The organism is Amycolatopsis ponsaeliensis (assembly GCF_030182635.1).
Lineage (GTDB): Bacteria > Actinomycetota > Actinomycetes > Mycobacteriales > Pseudonocardiaceae > Amycolatopsis > Amycolatopsis ponsaeliensis.
The window spans coordinates 102,582-122,496 of record NZ_JAPZLD010000033.1 but is presented as its reverse complement, the minus strand read 5'-3'; the positions used below and the strand labels follow the sequence as shown (position 1 = coordinate 122,496).

Annotated in this window: 16 protein-coding genes and 1 pseudogene; 3 read left to right on the top strand and 14 right to left on the bottom strand. The window is 72.2% G+C overall.

Annotated features, from left to right (window positions below; genetic code table 11):
* Positions 1–6: 6 nt before the first annotated feature.
* Positions 7–2,154 (top strand): AfsR/SARP family transcriptional regulator, encoded by a 2,148-nt coding sequence (locus QQ657_RS37845; RefSeq protein ID WP_284747144.1) that lies wholly within the window; start codon positions 7–9, stop codon positions 2,152–2,154.
* Positions 2,155–2,182: 28 nt separating this feature from the next.
* Positions 2,183–3,229 (top strand): annotated as a pseudogene (locus tag QQ657_RS37840) (amidohydrolase); the annotation flags it as partial.
* Positions 3,230–3,357: 128 nt separating this feature from the next.
* On the opposite strand, the gene QQ657_RS37835 reads toward QQ657_RS37840, so the two are convergent.
* The 12 genes from QQ657_RS37835 to QQ657_RS37780 all read right to left on the bottom strand — a co-directional run bounded on the left by QQ657_RS37835 (position 3,358) and on the right by QQ657_RS37780 (position 16,253).
* Positions 3,358–4,362: a pectinesterase family protein gene (locus QQ657_RS37835; RefSeq protein ID WP_284747143.1), complete on the bottom strand. Its 1,005-nt coding sequence runs from the start codon at positions 4,360–4,362 to the stop codon at positions 3,358–3,360.
* A gap of 60 nt (positions 4,363–4,422) precedes the next feature.
* A complete protein-coding gene (locus QQ657_RS37830) occupies positions 4,423–5,193 on the bottom strand; it encodes a pectate lyase (protein WP_350310739.1) in 771 nt (256 codons plus the stop codon).
* 255 nt (positions 5,194–5,448) lie between these two features.
* Entirely contained in the window at positions 5,449–6,726 is a 1,278-nt protein-coding gene (locus QQ657_RS37825; RefSeq protein WP_284747141.1) for a pectate lyase family protein, read from the bottom strand.
* Positions 6,727–6,737: 11 nt separating this feature from the next.
* The gene (locus tag QQ657_RS37820) at positions 6,738–7,649 is read right to left on the bottom strand and encodes a DUF6807 domain-containing protein (RefSeq protein ID WP_284747140.1); all 912 of its coding nucleotides are present in this window, start codon (positions 7,647–7,649) and stop codon (positions 6,738–6,740) included.
* Positions 7,646–8,872: a Gfo/Idh/MocA family oxidoreductase gene (locus QQ657_RS37815; protein WP_284747139.1), complete on the bottom strand. Its 1,227-nt coding sequence runs from the start codon at positions 8,870–8,872 to the stop codon at positions 7,646–7,648. The genes QQ657_RS37820 and QQ657_RS37815 overlap by 4 nt, the downstream gene beginning before the upstream one ends.
* Positions 8,872–9,981 carry a Gfo/Idh/MocA family protein gene (locus tag QQ657_RS37810; protein WP_284747138.1) on the bottom strand — a complete coding sequence of 370 codons (1,110 nt, stop codon included), beginning with the start codon at positions 9,979–9,981 and terminating at the stop codon, positions 8,872–8,874. The genes QQ657_RS37815 and QQ657_RS37810 overlap by 1 nt, the downstream gene beginning before the upstream one ends.
* The gene (locus QQ657_RS37805; protein ID WP_284747137.1) at positions 9,978–10,550 is read right to left on the bottom strand and encodes a DUF624 domain-containing protein; all 573 of its coding nucleotides are present in this window, start codon (positions 10,548–10,550) and stop codon (positions 9,978–9,980) included. The genes QQ657_RS37810 and QQ657_RS37805 overlap by 4 nt, the downstream gene beginning before the upstream one ends.
* A gap of 5 nt (positions 10,551–10,555) precedes the next feature.
* Positions 10,556–11,401, bottom strand: a complete 846-nt coding sequence (locus QQ657_RS37800; RefSeq protein ID WP_284747136.1) for a carbohydrate ABC transporter permease — start codon at positions 11,399–11,401, stop codon at positions 10,556–10,558.
* Complete coding sequence (locus QQ657_RS37795; RefSeq protein WP_284747135.1) at positions 11,398–12,372, bottom strand: carbohydrate ABC transporter permease; 975 nt, start codon at positions 12,370–12,372, stop codon at positions 11,398–11,400. The genes QQ657_RS37800 and QQ657_RS37795 overlap by 4 nt, the downstream gene beginning before the upstream one ends.
* Positions 12,373–12,375: 3 nt before the next feature.
* Positions 12,376–13,665, bottom strand: a complete 1,290-nt coding sequence (locus tag QQ657_RS37790) for an ABC transporter substrate-binding protein (protein ID WP_284747134.1) — start codon at positions 13,663–13,665, stop codon at positions 12,376–12,378.
* 210 nt (positions 13,666–13,875) lie between these two features.
* Positions 13,876–15,063: a Gfo/Idh/MocA family protein gene (locus QQ657_RS37785; RefSeq protein ID WP_284747133.1), complete on the bottom strand. Its 1,188-nt coding sequence runs from the start codon at positions 15,061–15,063 to the stop codon at positions 13,876–13,878.
* A gap of 212 nt (positions 15,064–15,275) precedes the next feature.
* Positions 15,276–16,253, bottom strand: coding sequence for a pectate lyase family protein (locus QQ657_RS37780; RefSeq protein ID WP_284747132.1), 978 nt, complete (start codon positions 16,251–16,253; stop codon positions 15,276–15,278).
* A gap of 230 nt (positions 16,254–16,483) precedes the next feature.
* On the opposite strand from QQ657_RS37780, the gene QQ657_RS37775 reads away from it, so the two are divergent.
* On the top strand, positions 16,484–17,461 hold the full coding sequence (locus tag QQ657_RS37775) for a LacI family DNA-binding transcriptional regulator (protein ID WP_284747131.1): 978 nt from the start codon (positions 16,484–16,486) through the stop codon (positions 17,459–17,461).
* 88 nt (positions 17,462–17,549) lie between these two features.
* On the opposite strand, the gene QQ657_RS37770 is transcribed toward QQ657_RS37775, so the two are convergent.
* Both QQ657_RS37770 and QQ657_RS37765 read right to left on the bottom strand, forming a co-directional pair.
* On the bottom strand, positions 17,550–18,785 hold the full coding sequence (locus QQ657_RS37770; protein WP_284747130.1) for an FAD-binding protein: 1,236 nt from the start codon (positions 18,783–18,785) through the stop codon (positions 17,550–17,552).
* 40 nt (positions 18,786–18,825) lie between these two features.
* Positions 18,826–19,857: an Lrp/AsnC family transcriptional regulator gene (locus QQ657_RS37765; RefSeq protein ID WP_284747129.1), complete on the bottom strand. Its 1,032-nt coding sequence runs from the start codon at positions 19,855–19,857 to the stop codon at positions 18,826–18,828.
* Positions 19,858–19,915: the final 58 nt, after the last annotated feature.

Sequence of the window (19,915 nt, the reverse complement as noted above, 5' to 3'; positions counted from 1 at the left end):
GCGGGGATGGTCGGGAACACCACCGGCGGGGTGGACCTCGGAGTGCTGGGACCGTTCGAGGTCCGGATCGGCGGAGCGCCGCGGGACGTGGGCGGGCCGCGGCTGCGGACCCTGCTCGCCGTGCTGGCCGCGGAGGCGGGCCGCGTGGTGAGCGTCCCCGCCCTCGGCCACGCGCTGTGGGGCGAAGAGCTGCCCGAGCACGCGGACCGGACCGTGCGGACGTACTTTTCGCGGCTGCGCGGCTCGATGGACTCCCGCCTGATCCTGACCCGCTCGCCGGGGTACGTGCTGCACGTCGCTCCGGAGGCCCTCGACGCGGCGCGCTTCGAACAGCTCGCCGTCGAAGGACGGCGTGCGCTCGCGGCCGACAAACCCGGCGCCGCGCGTGCGCACCTGGCCGCCGCTTTGGCGCTGTGGCGGGGAAACGCCTACGAGGAGTTCGCCGGCGTGGAAACCCTGCAGGCAGAAGGGATGCGGTTGGAACGGTTGCGCCACAACGCCGTCCAGGACCGGATCGACGCCGACCTGGCCACCGGCGAGGACGTCGGCCTCATCGCCGAACTGGAGTCGCTGACCGCCGCCTTCCCCGGCCACGAACGGCTGTGGGCGCAGCTGATGACCGCGCTCTACCGCGCCGGGCGCCAGGGCGACGCGCTGGAAGCGTTCCGCCGGGCCCGGCACGGGCTGATCACCGCCTCCGGCGTCGAGCCGTCGCCGGTGCTGGCCCAGGTGCACCGGCAGGTGCTCGCCCACGACCCGAGCCTGCTCCCGGCCCGCTCCGGCGTCGTGGTGACCATCCCGGACGACGCGCTGGCCGCCGGCGAACACGCCCTCCTGGAGGACGGCGACCTGCGGACCAGCCGCGAGCACTTCGAAACCGCCTACCGCCGCGCCGACGAGGCCGGGGACGCCGACGCGCTCGCCCGCGCGGCGCTCGGCCTGGGCGGGGTGTGGGTCCACGAACACCGGACGGCCGCCGCGTCGGAGCAGCTGCTGACGCGCCTGCGGCACGCGCTCGCCGGGATCGACCCGGCCTTGGCGCTCGCCCGCCGGCTGCGGACGCGGCTCGCGGGCGAAGAGGACTACCAGGCCGTGATGCACGACCGGATCCTGGCCGTGGTCGAAGAAACCCGGGAAGCCGGCGACCCGGTCGCGCACGCCGAGGCGCTGAGCCTGGCCCACCACTGCCTGCTCGGCCCGGACCACACGGCCCGGCGGCACGCGCTGGCCACCGAGCTCGTCGGGGTCAGCGCGCGGTCCGGGCGGCGCACCGACCTCGTGATGGGCGTGCTGTGGGACACCGTCGACCTGTTCCTGGCCGGCGACCCGCACGCCCAGCGGCGGCTCGGCGAGCTCGACGACCTCCTGGCGGCGCGCAAGCACCTGGCCGCGGGGTTCGTCGCCGACGCGGTGAAGGTCATGCTCGCCATCCGCGCGGGCCGGTTCCGCGAGGCCGAGCAGGGCGCCCAGGCGTGCGCGGAGCTCGGTCAGGCGGCCGGCGACGTGGACGCGCTCGGCTGGTACGGCGCGCAGCTGGTGGCGATCCGGTGGTTCCAGGGCCGGCTCGGCGAACTGGTGCCGGTGCTGGACGGGCTGATGCACTCCCCCACGCTCAGCCCGATCGACAACTCGTACTACGCGGCGCTGGCGGTGGCGGCGGCTTCGTCCGGCGACCGCCGGACGGCCGCGGGTGCCCTGGCGCGCCTGTGCGGCGGCGACCTGGGCGCGCTGCCACGGTCGAGCACGTGGCTGATTTCCCTGTGCGGCGCGGCGGAAACCGCTTACCTGCTGGGCGACACCGAGACGGCGAGGCGGGTGGCCGAGCTGCTCCGCCCGTTCGGCCACCTGCCGGCGATGGCGAGCCTGGCGATCGCGTGCTTCGGCTCGATCCACTACCCGCTGGGCACGGCGGCCCTGACGACCGGCGACCTCGACCGGGCGGTCGCGCACCTGCGGGCGGCGGTGCAGCACAACCTGGCGCTGGCGCACTGGCCGGCGGTGGTGTTCTCCCGTCGTCGCCACGCCGAAGCGCTGGTCCGGCGCGGCGCGGCCGGGGACGCGGTGGCCGCGGCGAGTGAGCTGGCCGCGGCCGAGGAGGAAGCGCGGACGTTCGGCGAACCACCGCAGGCTCTTCCTTCGCCTTTCTCCGGCTGAAAGGCTCGATGGAGACGAAGGAGCGACGATGCCCGGACTTCTGCTTCGCGACGGCCGCCTCTGGAGAACCGGCGCGGCCGATCTCCTCGTCCGCGACGGCGTCATCGCCGAGATCGGCCCCGGGCTCGACCCGGGCGACGCCGCGGTGCTCGACCTCGGCGGCCGGCTCGTCCTGCCGGGTCTGGTGGAAGCCCACTGCCACCTCGACAAGACGCTCTTCGGCGGGCCGTGGCGGCCGCATTCGGCCGGGCCCGCGCTCGCCGACCGCATCGCCGACGAACGCGTCCGCCGCGCCGAGCTCGGCCTCCCCGACCCGGCCCACGTGACCGCGCTGCTGGAGACCATGGCCGCCGCGGGGACGACGCACGTCCGCACCCACACCGATGTCCACGCCGGGACCGGGCTGACCGGTGTCGAGGTCGTGCGCGACGTCGCCGCGCGCCTGGCCGGCCGGATCACAGTCGAGCAGGTCGCGTTCCCGCAGAGCGGCATCCTCATCGCCCCGGGCACGGCCGAGCTGCTGGAGGCGGCGATCGGCCTGGGTGTAACCGCGGTCGGCGGAATCGACCCGGCCGGGATGGACCGCGACCCGGTCCGCCACCTCGACGTCGTGTTCGGCCTGGCCGCGCGCCACGGTGTCCGGATCGACCTGCACCTGCACGATCCCGGCTCGCTCGGCGTGTTCGAGCTGGAGCTGATCATCGAGCGGACGCGGGCGACCGGCCTGGCCGGGCGCGTGACGGTCAGCCACGCGTACGCCCTCGCCCAGGCGGACGCGGCGACGCAGGACCGGCTGGCGGCCGGGCTCGCGGAAGCGGGCATCACGATCACGACGGCGGCGATCTTCGACTTCCCGGTCCCGCCGCTGAAGCGGCTGCGCGAGGCCAGCGTGAACGTCGCGTGTGGGCACGACGACATCCGCGACCTGTGGAGCCCGTTCGGCAGCGGCGACCTCCTCGAGCGGGCGATGCACCTGGCCTACCGCAGCACGTTCCGCCGTGACGAGGACATCGAGCTGGCCCTGGAGGCGGTCACCTTCGGGGGTGCCCGCGCTCTGGGCCTCGACGGCTACGGTCTCGTCGAGGGCGCGTCCGCGGACCTCGTCGTGGTCGCCGCCGAGACGCCGGCCCACGCCCGTCGTGACCCGGCCGCCGCGGGACCTCGTCCTCAAGGCGGGCCGGGTCGTGCACCGCGGCACCGTCCTCAGTGGACGGGGTTCCAGCCGTCCGCGCCCGCCAGGTACCGCTGCGCCGTGAACGTCGCGGCCTGGGCGGCGGTCAGCTGCGGCCGGTCGGTGCCGGTGCCCGCTCCCGGCCCGGTGTTGCGGTACTCGAAGAACCGGGCGTCCTTCCAGGAGAAGCCGGACATGTCCGTCCACGGCGTCGCCTTGATCGCCGCCGGCAGGACCGTGTCGCGGACGACGACCTGCGCGATGGCGTCGACGTCGCCGCCGGGGTGCCACGGGCGGCCGAGGTAGAAGCTGGCGTTAGCGGCCGGGCTGACCACCTTGCTGCCGACGATCAGAAACCCGTACGTGTTCGTCCGCCGCGTGCTCGCCGCGGTCAGGTAGCCGTTGGGGTTGGACCCGCGGTCGAGCGCGGTGATCGTCGCCCGGTCGAACACCGCCGTGGCGCGGCCGAACAGGAAGTCGACGTCACCGCTGATCGCGCAGTTCCGGTAGTACTGACGGCCGGTCGTGCCCACCGCCGCGGTGTCGGCGTACAGCGTGTCCTGGTGGCCGAGGAACGTGACGTTGTCGAAGACCATCCGGTCGGCGGTCGCCTTCACCGCGACGGCCTGGGTCGCGGTGATCTCCGGGTGCGCCGCGCGGTCGAACGAGTTGCGGAACGTCAGCGCCGTCGCGGTGAAGCCGTTCGCGGCGATCGTCGCGGTCGCGCTGCCCGTGGTGCCGTACGTCGTGCCGTCGGGCTTCTTCGTGCCGCTGGCGTTGTCGTAGTCGATGACGACGTCCGACGCCTTGCCGGTGGTGCCGCGCAAGGTGATCCCGGTCTTGCCCGCGGGCACGGTGATCACTTCGCGGTAGGTGCCGGGCTTCAGCGAGACCGTGCCGCCGGCGGGGGCGGCGTCGATCGCCGCCTGGACCGTCGCGAAGCTGCCCGAGCCGTCCGCGGCCACCACGAGGTGCGCGCACGCGGGCGCCGTGAGCGACGCGCCGGCGAGGACCGAAGCGAGGAGCAGGGTGAACATGTCGCCTCCGAAAAGGACGCCGGGGGCACCGGACGGCGGCCGGCACCCCCGGCGAGTCGATCACTGGTAGGTGATGTTCGCGGTGGTGTAGAGGCAGTTCGTCGAGTCGGGGCCGCTGCCGGTCTTCGTGGGCTCGCCGCTGGTGACGCCCTGGTACTTCTGGCAGGGTTCGATCTTGCGGCTCGAGTCGCCGACGATGGTGATCCGGGTCAGCTTCGCGGTGTCGCCGTAGTTGGTGTTGATGCCCACGAGCGCCTTGCCGGGCACGGTCGCGGTGACGTTGTCGACGACGACGTTGCGCTTGTACTGCGTCTTGCAGTTGCCGCAGGAGCGGTACAGCTTGCCGAAGTCGTTGACCTGGAAGTTCCGGATGTACATGGTGCCGGGGCCGTTGTGCTGGAAGACCTTGTCCGACGCCTTGCGCGCGCCGCCGCCGTCGATGGTCATGGTCTGCGACGCCGAGGTGCCCTTGAAGGTCGCGGCGTCCTCGCCGACGTCCTCCCACCAGACGTTCAGCAGCGTGCACGTGCCGAGGCAGTGCACGCCGTCGGCGGCTGGGTTGCCGAGGACGACGTTCTTCAGCGTGGTGCCGTTGGCGAGCTCGAAGATCGGGCCCTGGTCCTCGTCCTGGCCGCCGGTGCCGAGGTCGCCGGTGCCGTAGAACCGCTTGAGGCCGCCGTCGTAGGTGCCGCTGGTGACCTTGATGGTCTGGCTCACCGCCTGACTGCTGGTGGGGTTCGGCCACGAGGCCGCGGTCGCGGGGGTGCCGCCGACGATCACGGCGGAGACCGCGAGCGCGGCGACGGCCGCGGCCCGGCTCACCCGGGAGATCGGGAACATGCTCATCACTCCTTTGGTCATCCCTGGTCGGGAAATGTCCTGGCGAGTGCTGAAAGCGCTTTCTCAGTCTCAGGTCGCCGGGTTCAGCGTGTCAATGTCACCGGCCGCAGCGGCGATCCTGTCGCCCGGATGGTCGCCGCCGCAGCGGGTTTTCAGAAAACGGGACCCGCGCTCGCCAAGGGTCGTGAGTGGGAAACAGGGTTAGAACCCTGTTTCCCACTCACGACCTCGCTGCGGCAGGGTGTTTCAGCGGCCCTCGGGACCCGCGCCCGTCAGGACTCGCGCGGGCACCGCCCACGCCGGGTCCATGCGGTCCACCAACGTCGGCGTCCACCCGACGTCCGGCCCCAGGTCCGGGTCGTTCGCCGCGTTGTACTCGGCCAGCAGATCCACCGGACGCGGGCGCTGTGAACCGACCGAGACGAGCGTCCCCGTCGCGTGCAGCACCGTTCCCTTCCAGTATTCGACCAGCGCGCCCAGCGGCACCGACGCCGGGATCCGGAAGAAGTTGTTCTCCGCGTAGATCCGCGACTCGACCCCGACGCCCAGCGAGTACGCGTAAGCGGCCGGATCCCGCACCACGTAAAGGTTGTCGTAGACGTGCACCTGCCCGTACCGCACCCGCGGCGCGCGCTGCCCGATCTCCGAAAACACGTTGTGGTGCACGGTGACGCGCAGCTTCCCGACGTCGTACGTCGGCTTGTCGGTGTTGCCGATCAGCATCGTCTTGTCGTGGTCGTGGAGCCGGTTGTCCGACACCGTCACGAGGTCCGAGCCGTTCACGATGTCCAGCAGTCCGTCGTGGACTTCGTACTTGCGCCCGAAGTACGCCGGCTGCGAGTCGTTCCCGCCGTCGCTGAACTCGTCGTGGTTCACCCAGACGTGGGTCGCGCCGACGAGGTCGACGTTGTCGTACTCGGAGTTCCAGTTCCCGTCGGCGCCGTCGAGGGGATCCCACTGGGGGAAGCAGTCGTGCGCATCGGAAAACCGCAGGTTCCGCAGGATCACGTTGTCGCCGGTGACGCGCAGGGTCAGCCCGTGCAGGGTGGCGCCGCCCAGGCCGTAGATCGTCGTGTTCGGGCCGACGTCGACCACCACCTGCGCGGCCTGGTTGGCCTGCGACCGGGCCCGCGCCTCCTCCAGCGGCCCTGAAGGCTCGACCTTCCCCCAGGTCGCCGGGTCGTACGCCGCCAGGTATGCGGGCAGGGTGTAGGCCGGGTCAGCGAAGCCGTCACAGCTCACCGGCCGGTCGCGGGCGTCCACATTGCCCTCGATCGTGCCGCGGACGTAGACGATCTTCGGCGCGCCCGGGTGGGACGCCAGCGCGGCGACCAGCTCCGAACGCTTCGACACCGTGTGGACGTCGGCCGGAGCGGCGGTCGCTCCCCCGGTGGTTCCCGCGCCCCAGCCGTCGTGCGCGCCGAGCACGACGCGGCCCGGGTCGTGGCCGTGGGCTTCCGCCGGGCCGGCGGTGAGGGTGAGTCCGAGCAGGGTGAGGCACCCCGCGAAGGCCTTCCAGCGCATGTCGGCTCCTTCTACTCGGCCGCCCGGGCCGCGAGCTCGGCCAGCCGGGCGGGGTCCGGATCGCCGTCGAGGACGACGACGTGGTGGGTCAACGTCAGTTCTTCCTCCGGTTCGAACACCCACGGCCGGTGGTAGGTCGTTGCGAAGCTGACCACCGGGAACGGCTCGGCGCGCACGTACCAGGCCGTGGGGAAACCGGGGTTGGCCGGACCGTCGGCGAACAGCAGCGTCGACGTCCGGAGGCTCTCGTCGTGCCGTCCGGTGAACGCGAGCCACGGCGCGCGGTGCCCCATCGCGTCGTCCGGCCGGCCGTCGGACGTCCGGACCGTGCCGCCGGTGAACGAGCGCGGCCCGCGCCAGAACAGCCCGCCGTACCCGGCGGTGTCGCGTCCCTCGGTCACCGGGCTCCCCCACCGCAGTTCGCGGCCGCTGGTGTTGCGCAGCCGGCTCGTCCACGTGAGGGTCCAGCTGTCGGCCGAGACGTCGCCGAAGCGCAGCGTGCGGTGCTCGGTCAGCCACCGCCGGCCGGCCGCGGTGCGCCAGGCCAGCTCGTGCCGCAGCTCGCAGTGGTCCGCCGCGCTCTCGATGCTCTCCCAGCGGACGTGGCCGACGCTGCCGTTGTTGTCGAGCGGCGTGTACCCGCGGCCGCGCACGTAGGTCCGGCCGCCCCAGAAGTTCTCCCCCGACAGGTGGGCCATGGTGAACTGCAGGCCGTTGTGCCAGGTGTGGTCGTGCGGCCGGACCGCGGTCACGGTCTCGCCCGCGGTGGTGCGCAGCGGGTGCAGGTACGGCTTCGGCGAGTCCCCGGCCGGGGTCGGCGGCGCCACGACGTACTCCGCCAGCACCAGATCGCCGAGGCGGACGTGCACCCGGCCGTCGTCCTCCGCCAGCTCCAGCGTCCCGTCCACCGCCGCCCGGCTCACGCCGGTTCCCCGATTTCGGCGAGCAGCTCGTCCACGGTGACCGGCGCATCGGTGGCCAGCGACCGGTTCGCCGCGAGCCCGGTGAGCAGTGCCTGCAAGCCGGAATCGTGGTCGGCGGCGCAGCCGAGCTCGTCCGGATCGGCGTCGCCGAGCAGCTCGGCGAGCATCCGCTCGTCCCCGCCGCCGTGGCCTTCGCCGAGCACCTCGTCCAGCACGACTTCCGGCGACGCCCAGTGCCGCTGCACGGTGAGCCGGGCGCGTCCCGGCTCGGGGGTCGGCACCGCGCCGGCCGGAAATTCGTTCTCCCGGACGTCCAGCTCGAGCCGTCCCTCACTGCCGGCGAACGCGACGCGGTAGCCCTCGCGCGGCGAGTAGGCGTGCAGGTGGTAGTTCAGCACCACCCCGCCGCGGTGCCGGACCAGCACCGAGAGCTCGTCCTCGATGGTGACGCCGGGTGCGAACACGTCCTGGTTCCGGACGTAGCCGTCTTCCCGCTCCGCGTCGCGGTAGAGCGCGCGCAGCTTGGGCGAGGCCTCGAGGTCCATGGCGAACCGGTCATCGGGGTGCCGGCGGCCGTTTTCGTCGCCGTAGAAGAACAGCCTGCCGAGTGCGAACACCGTCTCGGGCCCGCGGCCGAGCCACCAGTTGACCAGGTCGAAGTGGTGGCCGGACTTGTGCACGAGCAGCCCGCCGGAGTTCGCCTTGTCGCGGTGCCAGCGCCGGAAGTAGTCGGCGCCGTGCGCGGTGTCGAGCAGCCAGCTGAACTCGACCGAGCCGATCTCCCCGATCGCGCCCGCGGCGAGCAGCTCGCGCACGCGCCGGTGCACCGGGTTGTAGCGGTAGTTGAAGGCGACCCGCACCGAGCCCCCGGTCTCGCGGCGGGCGGCCAGGATCCGCCGCGCGCCGCCGAGGTCGGTCGTCATGGGCTTTTCGGTGACGACGTCGCAGCCGGCGCGCAACGCGGCGACGACGTAGTCCGCGTGCGTGTGGTCCGGCGTGCACACCACGACGACGTCGACGCGCTCCTTCGTCAACATCGCCGTGAAGTCCGCCGGCCGGTAACCCGGTACCGAGGCGCCGAGCCAGCCATTGTGGACACGCATGCGGGTTTCGTTGTGGTCGCAGAAGGCCACGAGCTCGGCCCGCGGCGAGCCGGCCAGCGCGCGGGTGAACAGCTGGGCGCGGGAGCCCAGGCCGACGATCGCGTAGCGGCGCTCCACCATCACGTCTCCTCTCGAGCGAGGGTCCAGGGCAAGGCGAGTTCGGAGAAGAGCGCGAGCCGCTCGGCCGCGGTATCGACGGCCCGGTCGACGCCCGGCACGACGAACCGGCGCTCCGACCCGGTGCCGACGGCGCGCGCTTGGGGCAGCCGCCTCGGTTCGGGTGCGTCGCGGACGGCCTCGACCAGTGCGGTGAACGCGCGGGTGGCGGCCAGCGGAGCGAGCAGCGGCACGCCGTCGCGGACGTGGTCGACGAGGTTCGTCAGCAGGTCTTCCGGCGGGCCGACCGGGACCGGCTCGTCACCGATGAGGACGAGGTCGGTCTTGTAGTGCCACCGGATCCGGCCTTCGGTGCCGTGGATCAGCACGTAGGGCTCGTGGTCGGCTTCGGCGGCGAGCGTCGCGGCGGCGACGACGTCCGGGGCGCCGGCGAAGCACAGGCGGGCACACGCCGTGTCGTCCGACTCGATGTCGCGGGCGCGGTAGAGCTCGACGGCCGTGCGCTCGGGCAGGGCCCCCGCCGTGCCGTTGAGCAGCAGGGCGGTCGCGACGGCGTGGGCGAACGGGTTCGTCAGGGCGCCGTCCACGACCGCTCGCCCGTCGAGCCGGCGACGGCCCGCCCAGGCGGCCCGCGCGAAGTAGCGATCACGCCGGATCCACGCGCCCGCGGCGGCGATCCCGGTGACCGCCCCGATCGCCCCCCGGGCCAGCGCGGCCCGGATCACCGGGACCGCGGGCGAGCCGAAACTCTGGAACCCGACCTGGCACGCCCGGCCCCGGGCCCGCTCCGTCAGCTCGTCGAACGCCGTCAGATCGAGCACCGGCGGCTTCTCCACGAGGACGTGGCAGCCCGCAGCGAGCGCGAGGCGGGCCAGCGGCAGGTGCGTGTGCGGCGGGGTGGCCACCACGGCGATGTCCGCCGGCACGCGGGCCAGCAGCTCGGCCGGGTCGCGGGTGAACACCGGCACCAGCTCGCCGGCTTCGTCCGGCGGCTCGCGGATGTCGCACGCGCCGGCCAGGACGATCTCGCCCCGGTCGTGCAGGGCCCGGGCCCGGCGCAGGTGCGTGCGCGCGTAGCCGGCCGTACCGAAGACGACGACTCTCGGGATCATCGGCGGCAGCCGGTCGCCACCGCGGCCAAGGACAGGGGCCCGGCCACCAGCAACGCCAGGATCGGCAACATCCACACGAGCACCACCGCGAGGCCGGCCGCCCCGGCCAGGAGCAGGGCGTTCCCGGGTGCCGCAGCGGTCTCGCGCGCCGCCGTCACCGCCGCTCTGCGCCACGACGGTTCTCCGCTCGCGACGACCTCGCACGTCCGCAGGGCGACGACCGCGACCGCCGCGGCCAGCACCCACAACGCCGGGCCCAGCACTCCGGCTCCCGGCATCGAGCGCACGACTTCGAGGTCAACCGCGAACAGCACGACCGCCAGCAGACCCAGTCCGCCGAAGGCCAGCCCGCCCCGGGCCGCCTGCCGGAAGTCGGCCCAGAACGTCGTCCACAGTGGACGCCCGATGCCGTGGCGCGTCCGGTCGAGGACCCGGCAGCCCGCCGCCAGCGCCGGGGCCGCCGTCACCACCGGCACCGACGCGAGCGCGACGAGCAGGCCCGTCAGCAGGCAGTCCGAGAAGTTTTCCAACCCGGTTCGCCACTCGGTCGATCGCCTCTGGGTTCGCATCGTCGTCACCCCTTCAGGCCGCTGGTGCTGACGCCTTCGACCAGCAGGCGCTGGAAGGCGAGGAAGAAGAGCACGATCGGGACGAGCGCGAGCGCCGACATCGCGAACATCGCGCCGAAGTTCGACTCGCTGCTCGTGTCGACGAACAGCCGCAGGCCGAGCGGCACGGTGAACTTCTCCGTGTCGTTCAGGTACACCATCTGCGTGAAGAAGTCGTTCCAGGTCCAGATGAACGTGAAGATCGACGTCGTGACCAGCGCCGGTTTCGACAGCGGCAGCACGACGTGCCAGAACGTCCGGTAGACCGAGCAGCCGTCGATGGTCGCGGCCTCGTCGAGCTCGCGCGGGATCCCGCGCATGAACTGGACGATCAGGAACACGAAGAACGCCTCGGTGGCCAGCAGCTTCGGCAGGATCAGCGGGACGAACGTGTTGACCAGCCCGGCCTGCTGGAAGATCACGTACTGCGGGATGAGCGTGACGTGGTAGGGCAGCATCAGCGTCGTGATCATGAACGCGAACAGCGCGCCGCGGAACCGGAAGTTCAGCCGGGCGAAGGCGTACGCGGCCAGCGAGCACGACAGGACGTTCGCCGCCACCGACAGCCCGGCGACGAGGAAGGAGTTGAGGAAGAAGCGGCCGAACCCGACGTCCGCCGCGCCCTCCCAGCCCTTCGTGTAGCCGTCGAACACGAACCGCGTCGGCAGCAGCGCCAGCCGTGACAGGATCTCGTCCGGCGGCTTGACCGACGCGAACGCCAGCCACACCAGCGGGTACAGCACCACGGCGACGATCACCAGGCACAGCACGTGCCAGCCCACCGAACGCGCGGAGCGCGGGAGCACGGTCATCGGTGCTCCTCCGCATCGTCGTAGAACACCCACAGCTTCGCGGTTCGGAAGACAATGGCCGTGACGATCGCGATCACCGCCAGCAGGACCCACGCCATCGCGGACGCGTAGCCCATGTGGAAGTCCTGGAAGCCGACTTCGAACAGGTAGAGCGTGTAGAACAGGTCCGCGTCGGCCGGCCCGCCGCGGCCGCCGCCGATGACGAACGCCGGGGTGAACGCCTGGAACGCGTGGATGGCCTCCATCACCAGGTTGAAGAAGATCACCGGCGAGAGCATCGGCAGCGTGATGTGCCGGAACCGGCGGAACGCGCCGGCGCCGTCGATCGCGGCCGCCTCGTGCAGCTCGGCCGGGATCTGCTTGAGCCCGGCCAGGAAGATCACCATCGGCGCGCCGAACTGCCAGACCCCGAGCAGCACGATCGAGGCGAGGCTGAACTGCGGGTCGTCGACCCAGCTCGGCGTGTGCCAGCCGAAGAAGGCCAGCACCTCGTTCACCGGGCCGCCACCCATGAACAGCGCCCGCCACACCAGTGCCGCCGCGACGCTCGCGCCGAGCAGCGACGGCGCGTAGAACGCGGCACGGTAGAAGCCACCTCCGCCGCGGCGGGTGTTGAGCAGCATGGCCACCAGCAGCGACACGGTGAGCTTCAGCGGCACCGACACCAGGACGTAGACGAGCGTGACCTTCACCGACTGCAGGTAGCGGTCGTCGTCGGTGAACATGTGCGCGAAGTTGCCGAAGCCGACCCACTTCGGCGAGGTGAAGAGGTCGTAGTCGGTGAAGGACAGGTAGAGCGAGACGACCATCGGGCCGACGGTCAGCGCCACCGCGCCGAGCAGCCAGGGCGTCAGGAACGCGAAGGCCTCCGGCTGGCTCTTGCGGCGGCGCCCGGCCGGCCGGTCCCGCCTCCGGACCCGCGCGGCCGGCTCCGAGGCGACCGGCGGGTCCGGGGTGCGCACGGTCGTCATCGGCTACTTGAGTCCCTTCTCGGCTTCCGACATGAACCGGCTGACGGCGTCGTCGATGCTCATCCGCCCGAACGCGACCTCCTCGTAGGTGCGCTGGAGGAGCTTCTGGATCGCGCCGGCGCCCTTGGGCGGCACCGGCGGCGCGGCGCCCAGCTTCGGTTCGAGGGCGGATTCGTAGTCGTAGAGCGTCTTGTCGGCGCCCTTCGCCGCCCCCGAGAGCTGGGCGCGGACCTTGAGGTTCGGCGCGAGCCCGCGGTCGGTACCGACGATCTTGCCGACCTCGGCGTCGTTGACCAGGAAGTCGACGAGCTTCGCGGCCGCCTCCTGCTGGGGGCTGCGCGCGGAGACCGCCAGGAACATCGACGGCCGCCGGTACTGCCCGGTGTTCCCGTTCGCGTCCGTCGGGTACGGCGCCACGTTCAGCGGCTTGCCGTTCGCCTTCTGGTACGCGGGCAGGAGGTTGTCGTAGGCGAACTCGGAACTGGTCAGCTTCTTGCCGAGCGGCGACTGCTCGGGCGAGGTGTTGTAGGACGCCGTGACGTCGGCAGGGGACGCGCCCTTGGCGTCCCGGAACCGGCCCGCGAGCTGCCAGTACCGGCGCAGGTCGTCGGCGGTGAAGCCGAGCTTGCCCTCGGGGGTGTAGAACTGCTTGCCCTGCTGGCGCAGCCAGATCTCCAGCGTCGTGTCGAGGATGCCGAAGTCCGTCGTCCCGCGCGCGGCGAACCCGCTGGCGGCGCTGACCTTCTGCGTCGCTTCGGCGTACTGGTCCCAGGTCAGGCCCTTCGCCGGGTCCGCGCCCGCCGCGGTGAACGCGGCCGGGTCGTACAGCATCGCCGGTGTGTTCTGCGCCCACGGCACGGCGTACCGCTTGCCCTGGTACACGCCGGTGGCCGCCAGTTCGGGGTTGATGTCGGCCAGCGAGATCGCCTTCCCCGCGCCCCCGTTGAGGTCGGCCAGGACGCCCCGGCCGCCGTACTCGGCCAGGTAGCGCGTGTCGACGTTGAGCACGTCCGGCGGCTTGCCGCCCGCCGTCTGCGTCGCCAGCTTCTCCCAGTAGGCCGCGTACGCCGAGAACGACGTCTGCACCTTGATCTTCGGGTTCTTCTGCTGGAACAGCTCGACGGCCTTCTTCGTGAGGTTCGCCCGGCCGTCGCTGCCCCACCAGACGAACGTGATGGTCACGTCCCCGCCCTCGCCACCCGGGTCCGAGCCGCACGCGGCGACCCCGGTCAGCAGCAGCGGGACCACCGCGGCCAGCGCGACGAGCGTTCGCCGCTCTCTTGTCCGACGCATCGAGCTCTCCGTTCTCAGCCGGTCAGCACTTTTCTGAAAACGCTGTCAGCGCGCTCACGGTAGGCAGTGCGCGTGACTCGTGTCAACGGGCGAAACGGGGCAATAACCCTTGTGCAGCAACGTCTCTGACGTCCGATGGGCAGCCTGAGAAAGCGCTTACAGCAACCGGGTGAAGGCGGGCTGTCAGCGCGAGGGCACCGGGTGCGGGCGTTACCCGGTGCGTTCCGCGGCCGGCCCGCCCCGGCCGGCACTCGCCCACGGGACGCCGATCTCGGAGAACAGCGCCAGCCGGTCCGCGGCCACGGCGACCTCCTCGCCGATCCCGCGGACCACGGGGTGCCGGCTCGCCCCTTCGCCGGCCGTGCGGATCCAGCCCGCCGGGATCCGGGCCGGCGACGGCGCGTCCCGCACCGCCTCGACCACCGACGCGAACGCGCGGGTGGCCGGCAGCGGCGCGAGCAGCGGGACACCCGCCGGGTCGAGGTGGTGCGCGACGAGGTTCCGCAGCAGGTCCACCGGCTCGCCGAGGTGCACCCGCTCGTCGTCGAGCTCCAGCCGGTGGCTCTTGTACCAGAACTTCGCGCGCCCCTTCGAGCCGTGCACCACCACGTACGGCTCGTGGTCCTGCTCGGCGCACAGCGACGCTGCGACGACGATCTCGGGACCGCACTCGAAGCGGATGCGCAGGCAGGCCGTGTCGTCGGCTTCGATGTCGCGCGTGCCGTACAGCTCGAGGGCGATCTTCGCCGGGTCGCGCCCGCCGACCCCGCCCACGAGCAGCGCGGTGGCCACGGCGTGGGAGAACGGGTTGGTCAGAGCGCCGTCGACCACGGCTTCGCCGTCGAGCCACCGGCGGCCCGCCCAGGGGTTGCGGCGGTAGTAGGCGTCGGTGCGGATCCACGCCCCGGCCGCGCCGACGCCCACCACCTCGCCGAGCTTCCCGGCCGCGATCGCCGCCCGCAGCACCGGCAGGGCCGGGGAGCCGAAGCTCTGGAAACCGGTCTGGCACGCCGAGCCGTTCTCCGCGGCCAGCCGGGACAGCGTCCGGAACCCGGCCAGGTCGAGCACCGGCGGGGTTTCCAGGAGCAGGTCGCCGCCCGCCCGCAGCACCGCGCCGCCGACGCGGACGTGCGCGTGCGGCGGGGTCGCGACCACGGTGATGTCGGGACGGCAGCGGCGGAGCAGGTCGTCGACCCCGACGTGCGCCGTGGCGCCCTCGGGCAGCAGCGCGATCGCGGCGGCCGAGGGCACCCGGACGTCGGCCATGCCGGCGAAGCGCACCAGGCCTTCGTCGTGCAGGATGCGGGCGCGGTGCAGGTAGCTGAACGCGTAGCCGGACGTGCCGACCACGGCCAGCCTCGGCGGGTCCGCGACGGTGCGGCGCCTGCTCCCCGACATGGGTCTCCGATCGGCGCGACCGGCTCCGGCCGCGCGGGAACTGACGAATGGGCAGTTCGGGAGAAACTTCCGGTGGTCACGGTAGGGCGTTCGCGACAAGTGTGTCAATATCCGGGACTCGCTTTCGAATTCGTCGAATGCCGGATACTCCGAACGGCGGTGGCCGGTTCGAGATAGCGCTTACTCGAACCGGCCGAACGGCCCGCCGCCGGTCAGATCCGGCCGACGCCCGCGCCGGCGGTGACGCTGGCCTTGACCGTCGAAACCGGTTCCAGCGTGAAGGAATATGGCGCCTTCGTCATGCTCCCGGTGCGGGTGATCTTGTTCGTGCAGCCGCCGAAGGAGTTGCCCGACTCGTTGAGGTAACCGTCGACGTCGCTGTCTCCGGTCGTTTCGAGGCACACCTTCGTGGATTCGAAGACGTTGTTCTGGGCGAGGAACTGCGCGTTCATCCGCGAATGCACGGCGGAATCGGTGACCGCGTGGAAATAGTTGTCGTAGGCATGGCCGGTGCCGAACCGCAGGCTGGGCATCCGCGAGTTGACGTTCTCGAACCAGTTGTGACTGTAGGTCACGTGCAGCTTGCCGGTGTCCTCACTGGCGTTGCTGTCGCTGTGCCCGACGAGGGAGACCTTGTAGTGGTCGTGGAACTTGTTCCACGACACCGTGATCCCGTCGGCGGCGTGGCTGATGTCCAGCAGGCCGTCGTAGTAGTCCTTGCCGTGGTCGAGGTCGGAGGACAGGTCGTTGTGGTCGACCCACACGCGCGTGGCGCCGCGCTGGATCTGGATCGCGTCGGTGCCGACCGCCTTGGAGATGGCCAGGTTGCGGATGATCACGTTCGACGACTTGTCCACGGCGAGCCCGCCGCCGGTGAAGCCGGAGCCGGACCCGACGCCGAGCACGGTCTTGTTCGACCCGATCTTCACCAGCGTCTTGCTCGCCAGGGTGATCTTCCCGCTCACCCGGACCGTGCGTGCCGCCGAGTCCGCCACCGCGCTGGTGAAGGCGGACGCCGTCGTCACGGTGACGGTCTCACCGCCCGCGCCGCCGGTCGTGCCGGCGCCGTAGCCGGCGGGCGAACTTTCGAAAGCCGCGTGCGCGACTCCGGCGGGAACGGCGGCGACCATCGCCGCGGCGAGCGCGGCCGTTCCGAAAACGCGCAGGCAGAACTCGGTTTTCCTGGTCATCAGGCACCTCGAAGGGGGTGGGGACCCGCGCCCCGGGGAACGGGGAACACGGCGGAGACTCCGTTCTACGATTTGCAGCAAAACCCGGTCAATGATTTGCAGGGTTTTCATCCCAAGCCCAGCCGAATGGCCCTGCGGTGACCGGATCCCCGCTGCCGCAAGGCGATCCGTTGTTGACAACGCTGCCGGGCGTTTCCATGATGTTGCTCAGAGCCTGCCGAGGAGTAGCCGTGAGCGTGACCATTCACGACGTCGCCCGCCGGGCCAACGTGTCGATCTCGACCGTGTCGCGTGCGTTCACGTCCCCGGATCTGGTCCGCCACCAGACCCGCAGCCGGGTGCTGGCCGCGGCGAGCGAGCTCGGGTACCACGCGGTCGGTGCCCCACAGCCCGTCGTCCGTACCGGGCACATCGGCATCGTGGTGTCGGACCTCGGCAACCCGTTCTTCACCGGCGTGCTCGACGGCGTCCAGGCCCGCGCGCGCCAGGACGACGTCGCCGTGCTGTTCGCGAGCAGCGACCAGGACCCGGCGACCGAGCAGAACCTGGTGCGCCGGATGGCCCGGCAGGTCGACGGCGTGGTGCTGGGCAGCCCGAGCATGACCGACGACCAGCTGCGCGCGCTCGCCGGCCAGACGACGCTGGTGCTGCTCAACCGCGAGGTGCCGGGGATCCCGTCGATCGTGATGGACGCGGCCGACGGGATGCGCCAGGCGATCGAGCACCTCGCCGCGCTGGGCCACCGCCGCTGCGCCTACCTCGGCGGGCCGCGGATGTCGTGGGCGAACCGCGCCCGCCGCGCGGGGTTGACGGAGGCGGCCGAGCGCCACGGCACGGAGGTCGTCGAGTTCGGCCCGTTCCCGCCGGTGTTCGAGGGCGGGCTGCAGGGCGCGGACCTGGCACTGGCGGCGGACGTGACGGCGATCGTGGCCTACAACGACCTGGTCGCCTTCGGGGCCCTCGCGCGGCTGAACGCCCGGGGGGTGCCGGTACCCGACGAGATCAGCCTGGTCGGCTTCGACGACCTGGTCTTCGCGGCGATCTCGGCACCGCCCCTGACGACGATCGCGATGCCGACGGAGGCAGCGGGCCGCGCGGCGGTCACGATGCTGCTGGACCTGCTCGACGGTGCCGCGGACGAGCACGCGACCCAGGTGCTCGACACGTACCTGATCGTCCGCGCGACGACCGCCCCGCCGTCGGGCTGAGGCCCCGACCGGACTCGAACGTCTTGAATGAGTCATTCAGGTCTTCGGAGGTCCTGAATGACTCATTCAAGACAGCGGACCGGGCGGGCTAACCGCTGAACACGTGCCGGTCCAGGAACGGGTTCCGGAACTTGCCGGCCGGGTCCAGCTCCGCGGCCAGCGTCCGGAAATCAGCCAGCCGCGGATACGGCCCCGTGGTGTGGAAGAGCTTGCCCCAGTGGGCCCGGGCACCGAACGGCGCCAAGCGCTCCTCCAGCAGCGGGAGCACCGCCTCGACCTCCGGCTGCCGCGGCTGCCACGTGAAGTGGAACGCGACCCGGTCGCCCCCGTGGCACGGGCTCAGCCACAGGTCGTCACCCGCGATCGCGCGGATCTCCGACACCAGCAGCAGCGGCGCCAGCACGTCGCCGATCTCCCGGACCGCCCGCACCGCGGCCACCGCGTCCGCGTACGGCACGAAGTACTCCGACTGCAGCTCGTCCCCCACACTCGGGGTGAAGGCCAGCGCGAAGTGCGGCAGCCGGTCGTGCCACGGGCCCGGCACCCCCAGCTGGGGCGTGCCGTTTTCGGCGGAGATCCCCGCCGCGTGCGCGGGATGGCGCGGGCCGTCGGCCGGGACCGCGCCGAAGAGGTCCGTCCGCGCCGTGAACGCGTCCACGCGGCTCTTGATCCACACCTGGTCGATCGTGTCGTTCGCCCAGTTCGTGAACATGCTGACGCTGTAGCCGGCGTCCTCGATCTCGTCGAAGTGCCGGTCCGCGGCCTCCCACGGCAGGCCGTCGAAGACGTCCTGCCGCACGTCGAACGCCGGCACCACGTCGAGCGTCAGCCGGGTGACGACGCCGAGCGCGCCGAGGCCGACGACCAGCCCGGGGAACTCGGCGTGGGCGCGGGTGAACGTCCGCAGCTCGCCGTTCGCGGTGACGAGCTCGACCGCCGACACGGCCGCGGCGAGTCCCGGCTGACGGCGTCCGGAGCCGTGGGTGCCGGTCGCGACGCTGCCGGCCACCGTGATGTGCGGGAGCGACGCGAGGTTCGCCAGCGCGAACCCGGCGGCGTGCAGCTGCTCGGCGAAGTCGCCGTAGCGGGCGGACCCGCCGACGGTCACGGTCCCGTCGCCGAGCTCCACCGGGACGTCGAGGGTGCGCAGGTCCAGCAGGAGGCCGCCGGGTGAGTCCGCAATGTCGTTGAAGCAGTGACGGCTGCCCAGCGCCTTGACGTGCGTCGCGGCCGCGACGGCTTCCCGCACCTCGTCGACCGTGCGCGGCGTCGCCACCGTGTCCGCGGCGTAGGCATGGTTCCCGGCCCAGTTCGACTCGCCCACCTGAATGTCCTTCCACCGTGCCGGATCCCCGCGTCCGACCCTACGCGGCCGGGATGATCGCCTGGTGGGTGCCGCCGAGGCCGTGCGGGCTGAGCAGGCGGCCCATCCGCTTCGGCATCCGCAGGGTGATCGCGCGGTCGAGGACGCGGGCGCCCGGGGCCGCGGCCGCCAGCCGCGTCTCGTAGGCCGTGCAGCCGGCCGGCTCCCGCAGCCACGCCGACACCACCAGGTTGCCCTCCCCCACCACCGCGGCCGAGAGCCGCGTTTCCGGCAGCTGCGCGATCGCCGTCCCGGCGCGGTCGAGGTCGCCGGCCGCGATGTCGAGGCGGTAGCCCGCGATCACCGGCCAGCCCGCGGGGACGTGCGCGAGGTCGCAGCGGAAGTCGAGCTCGTGGTTGCGCAGCATCCGCGCGAGCGTGCGGCGCACGGCCGACTCGCTCATCCGGCAGTCGCGGGCCAGCTCGGCGTAGCTGCGCCGGCCGTCCTCGCCGAGGGACTCGACCAGCGCGCGCAGGTCCCGGTCGTTCCACTGTTGCGGGACGACCAGCCGCGCCTGCACGGCGGTCTCGTCGAGCACCGCGCGCTGTTCCGGGGCCAGCGCGTTCACCAGCCAGCCGCTGCCCTCGCGGTAGACACGCGTGGCGACGGCGAACCGGACCTCGCGCACGCCGGGCAGCGCGCCGAGCCGGCCGGTCACCAGCCCGTCCAGCGCGTCGAGATCGCGCGCGGCCAGGGACAGGAACAGCGAGAACCGGCTGGTCGTGCGTTCGACGCTGAACACCGACGGCCAGCCGCACAGCTCCCGCGTCAGCTCGGCCAGGGAGTCCGGGCGGCAGGCGACGTCGACGTACCCAACGGTCGTGGTCGGCGCCGTGACGTAGGCGGTGAGCCAGGCCAGCCCGGCGGCCTGCAGCCGGTCCCAGCGGCGGGCGGCGGTCGTGGCGTCGGTCCCGACGGCGGCGGCGATCCTCGTCCACGGCGCCCGCGGGTCGCGCTGCAGCGCCTCGACGAGCGCGAGGTCCGGACCACTCGGCCGCACCGGTTCCGGCTGGGCGGCCGTGGGAACGGGCATGGCGCATTCTGACCTGATCATGATCACCTGCCTAGAGGGCCGCCGGGCACACCGGCGG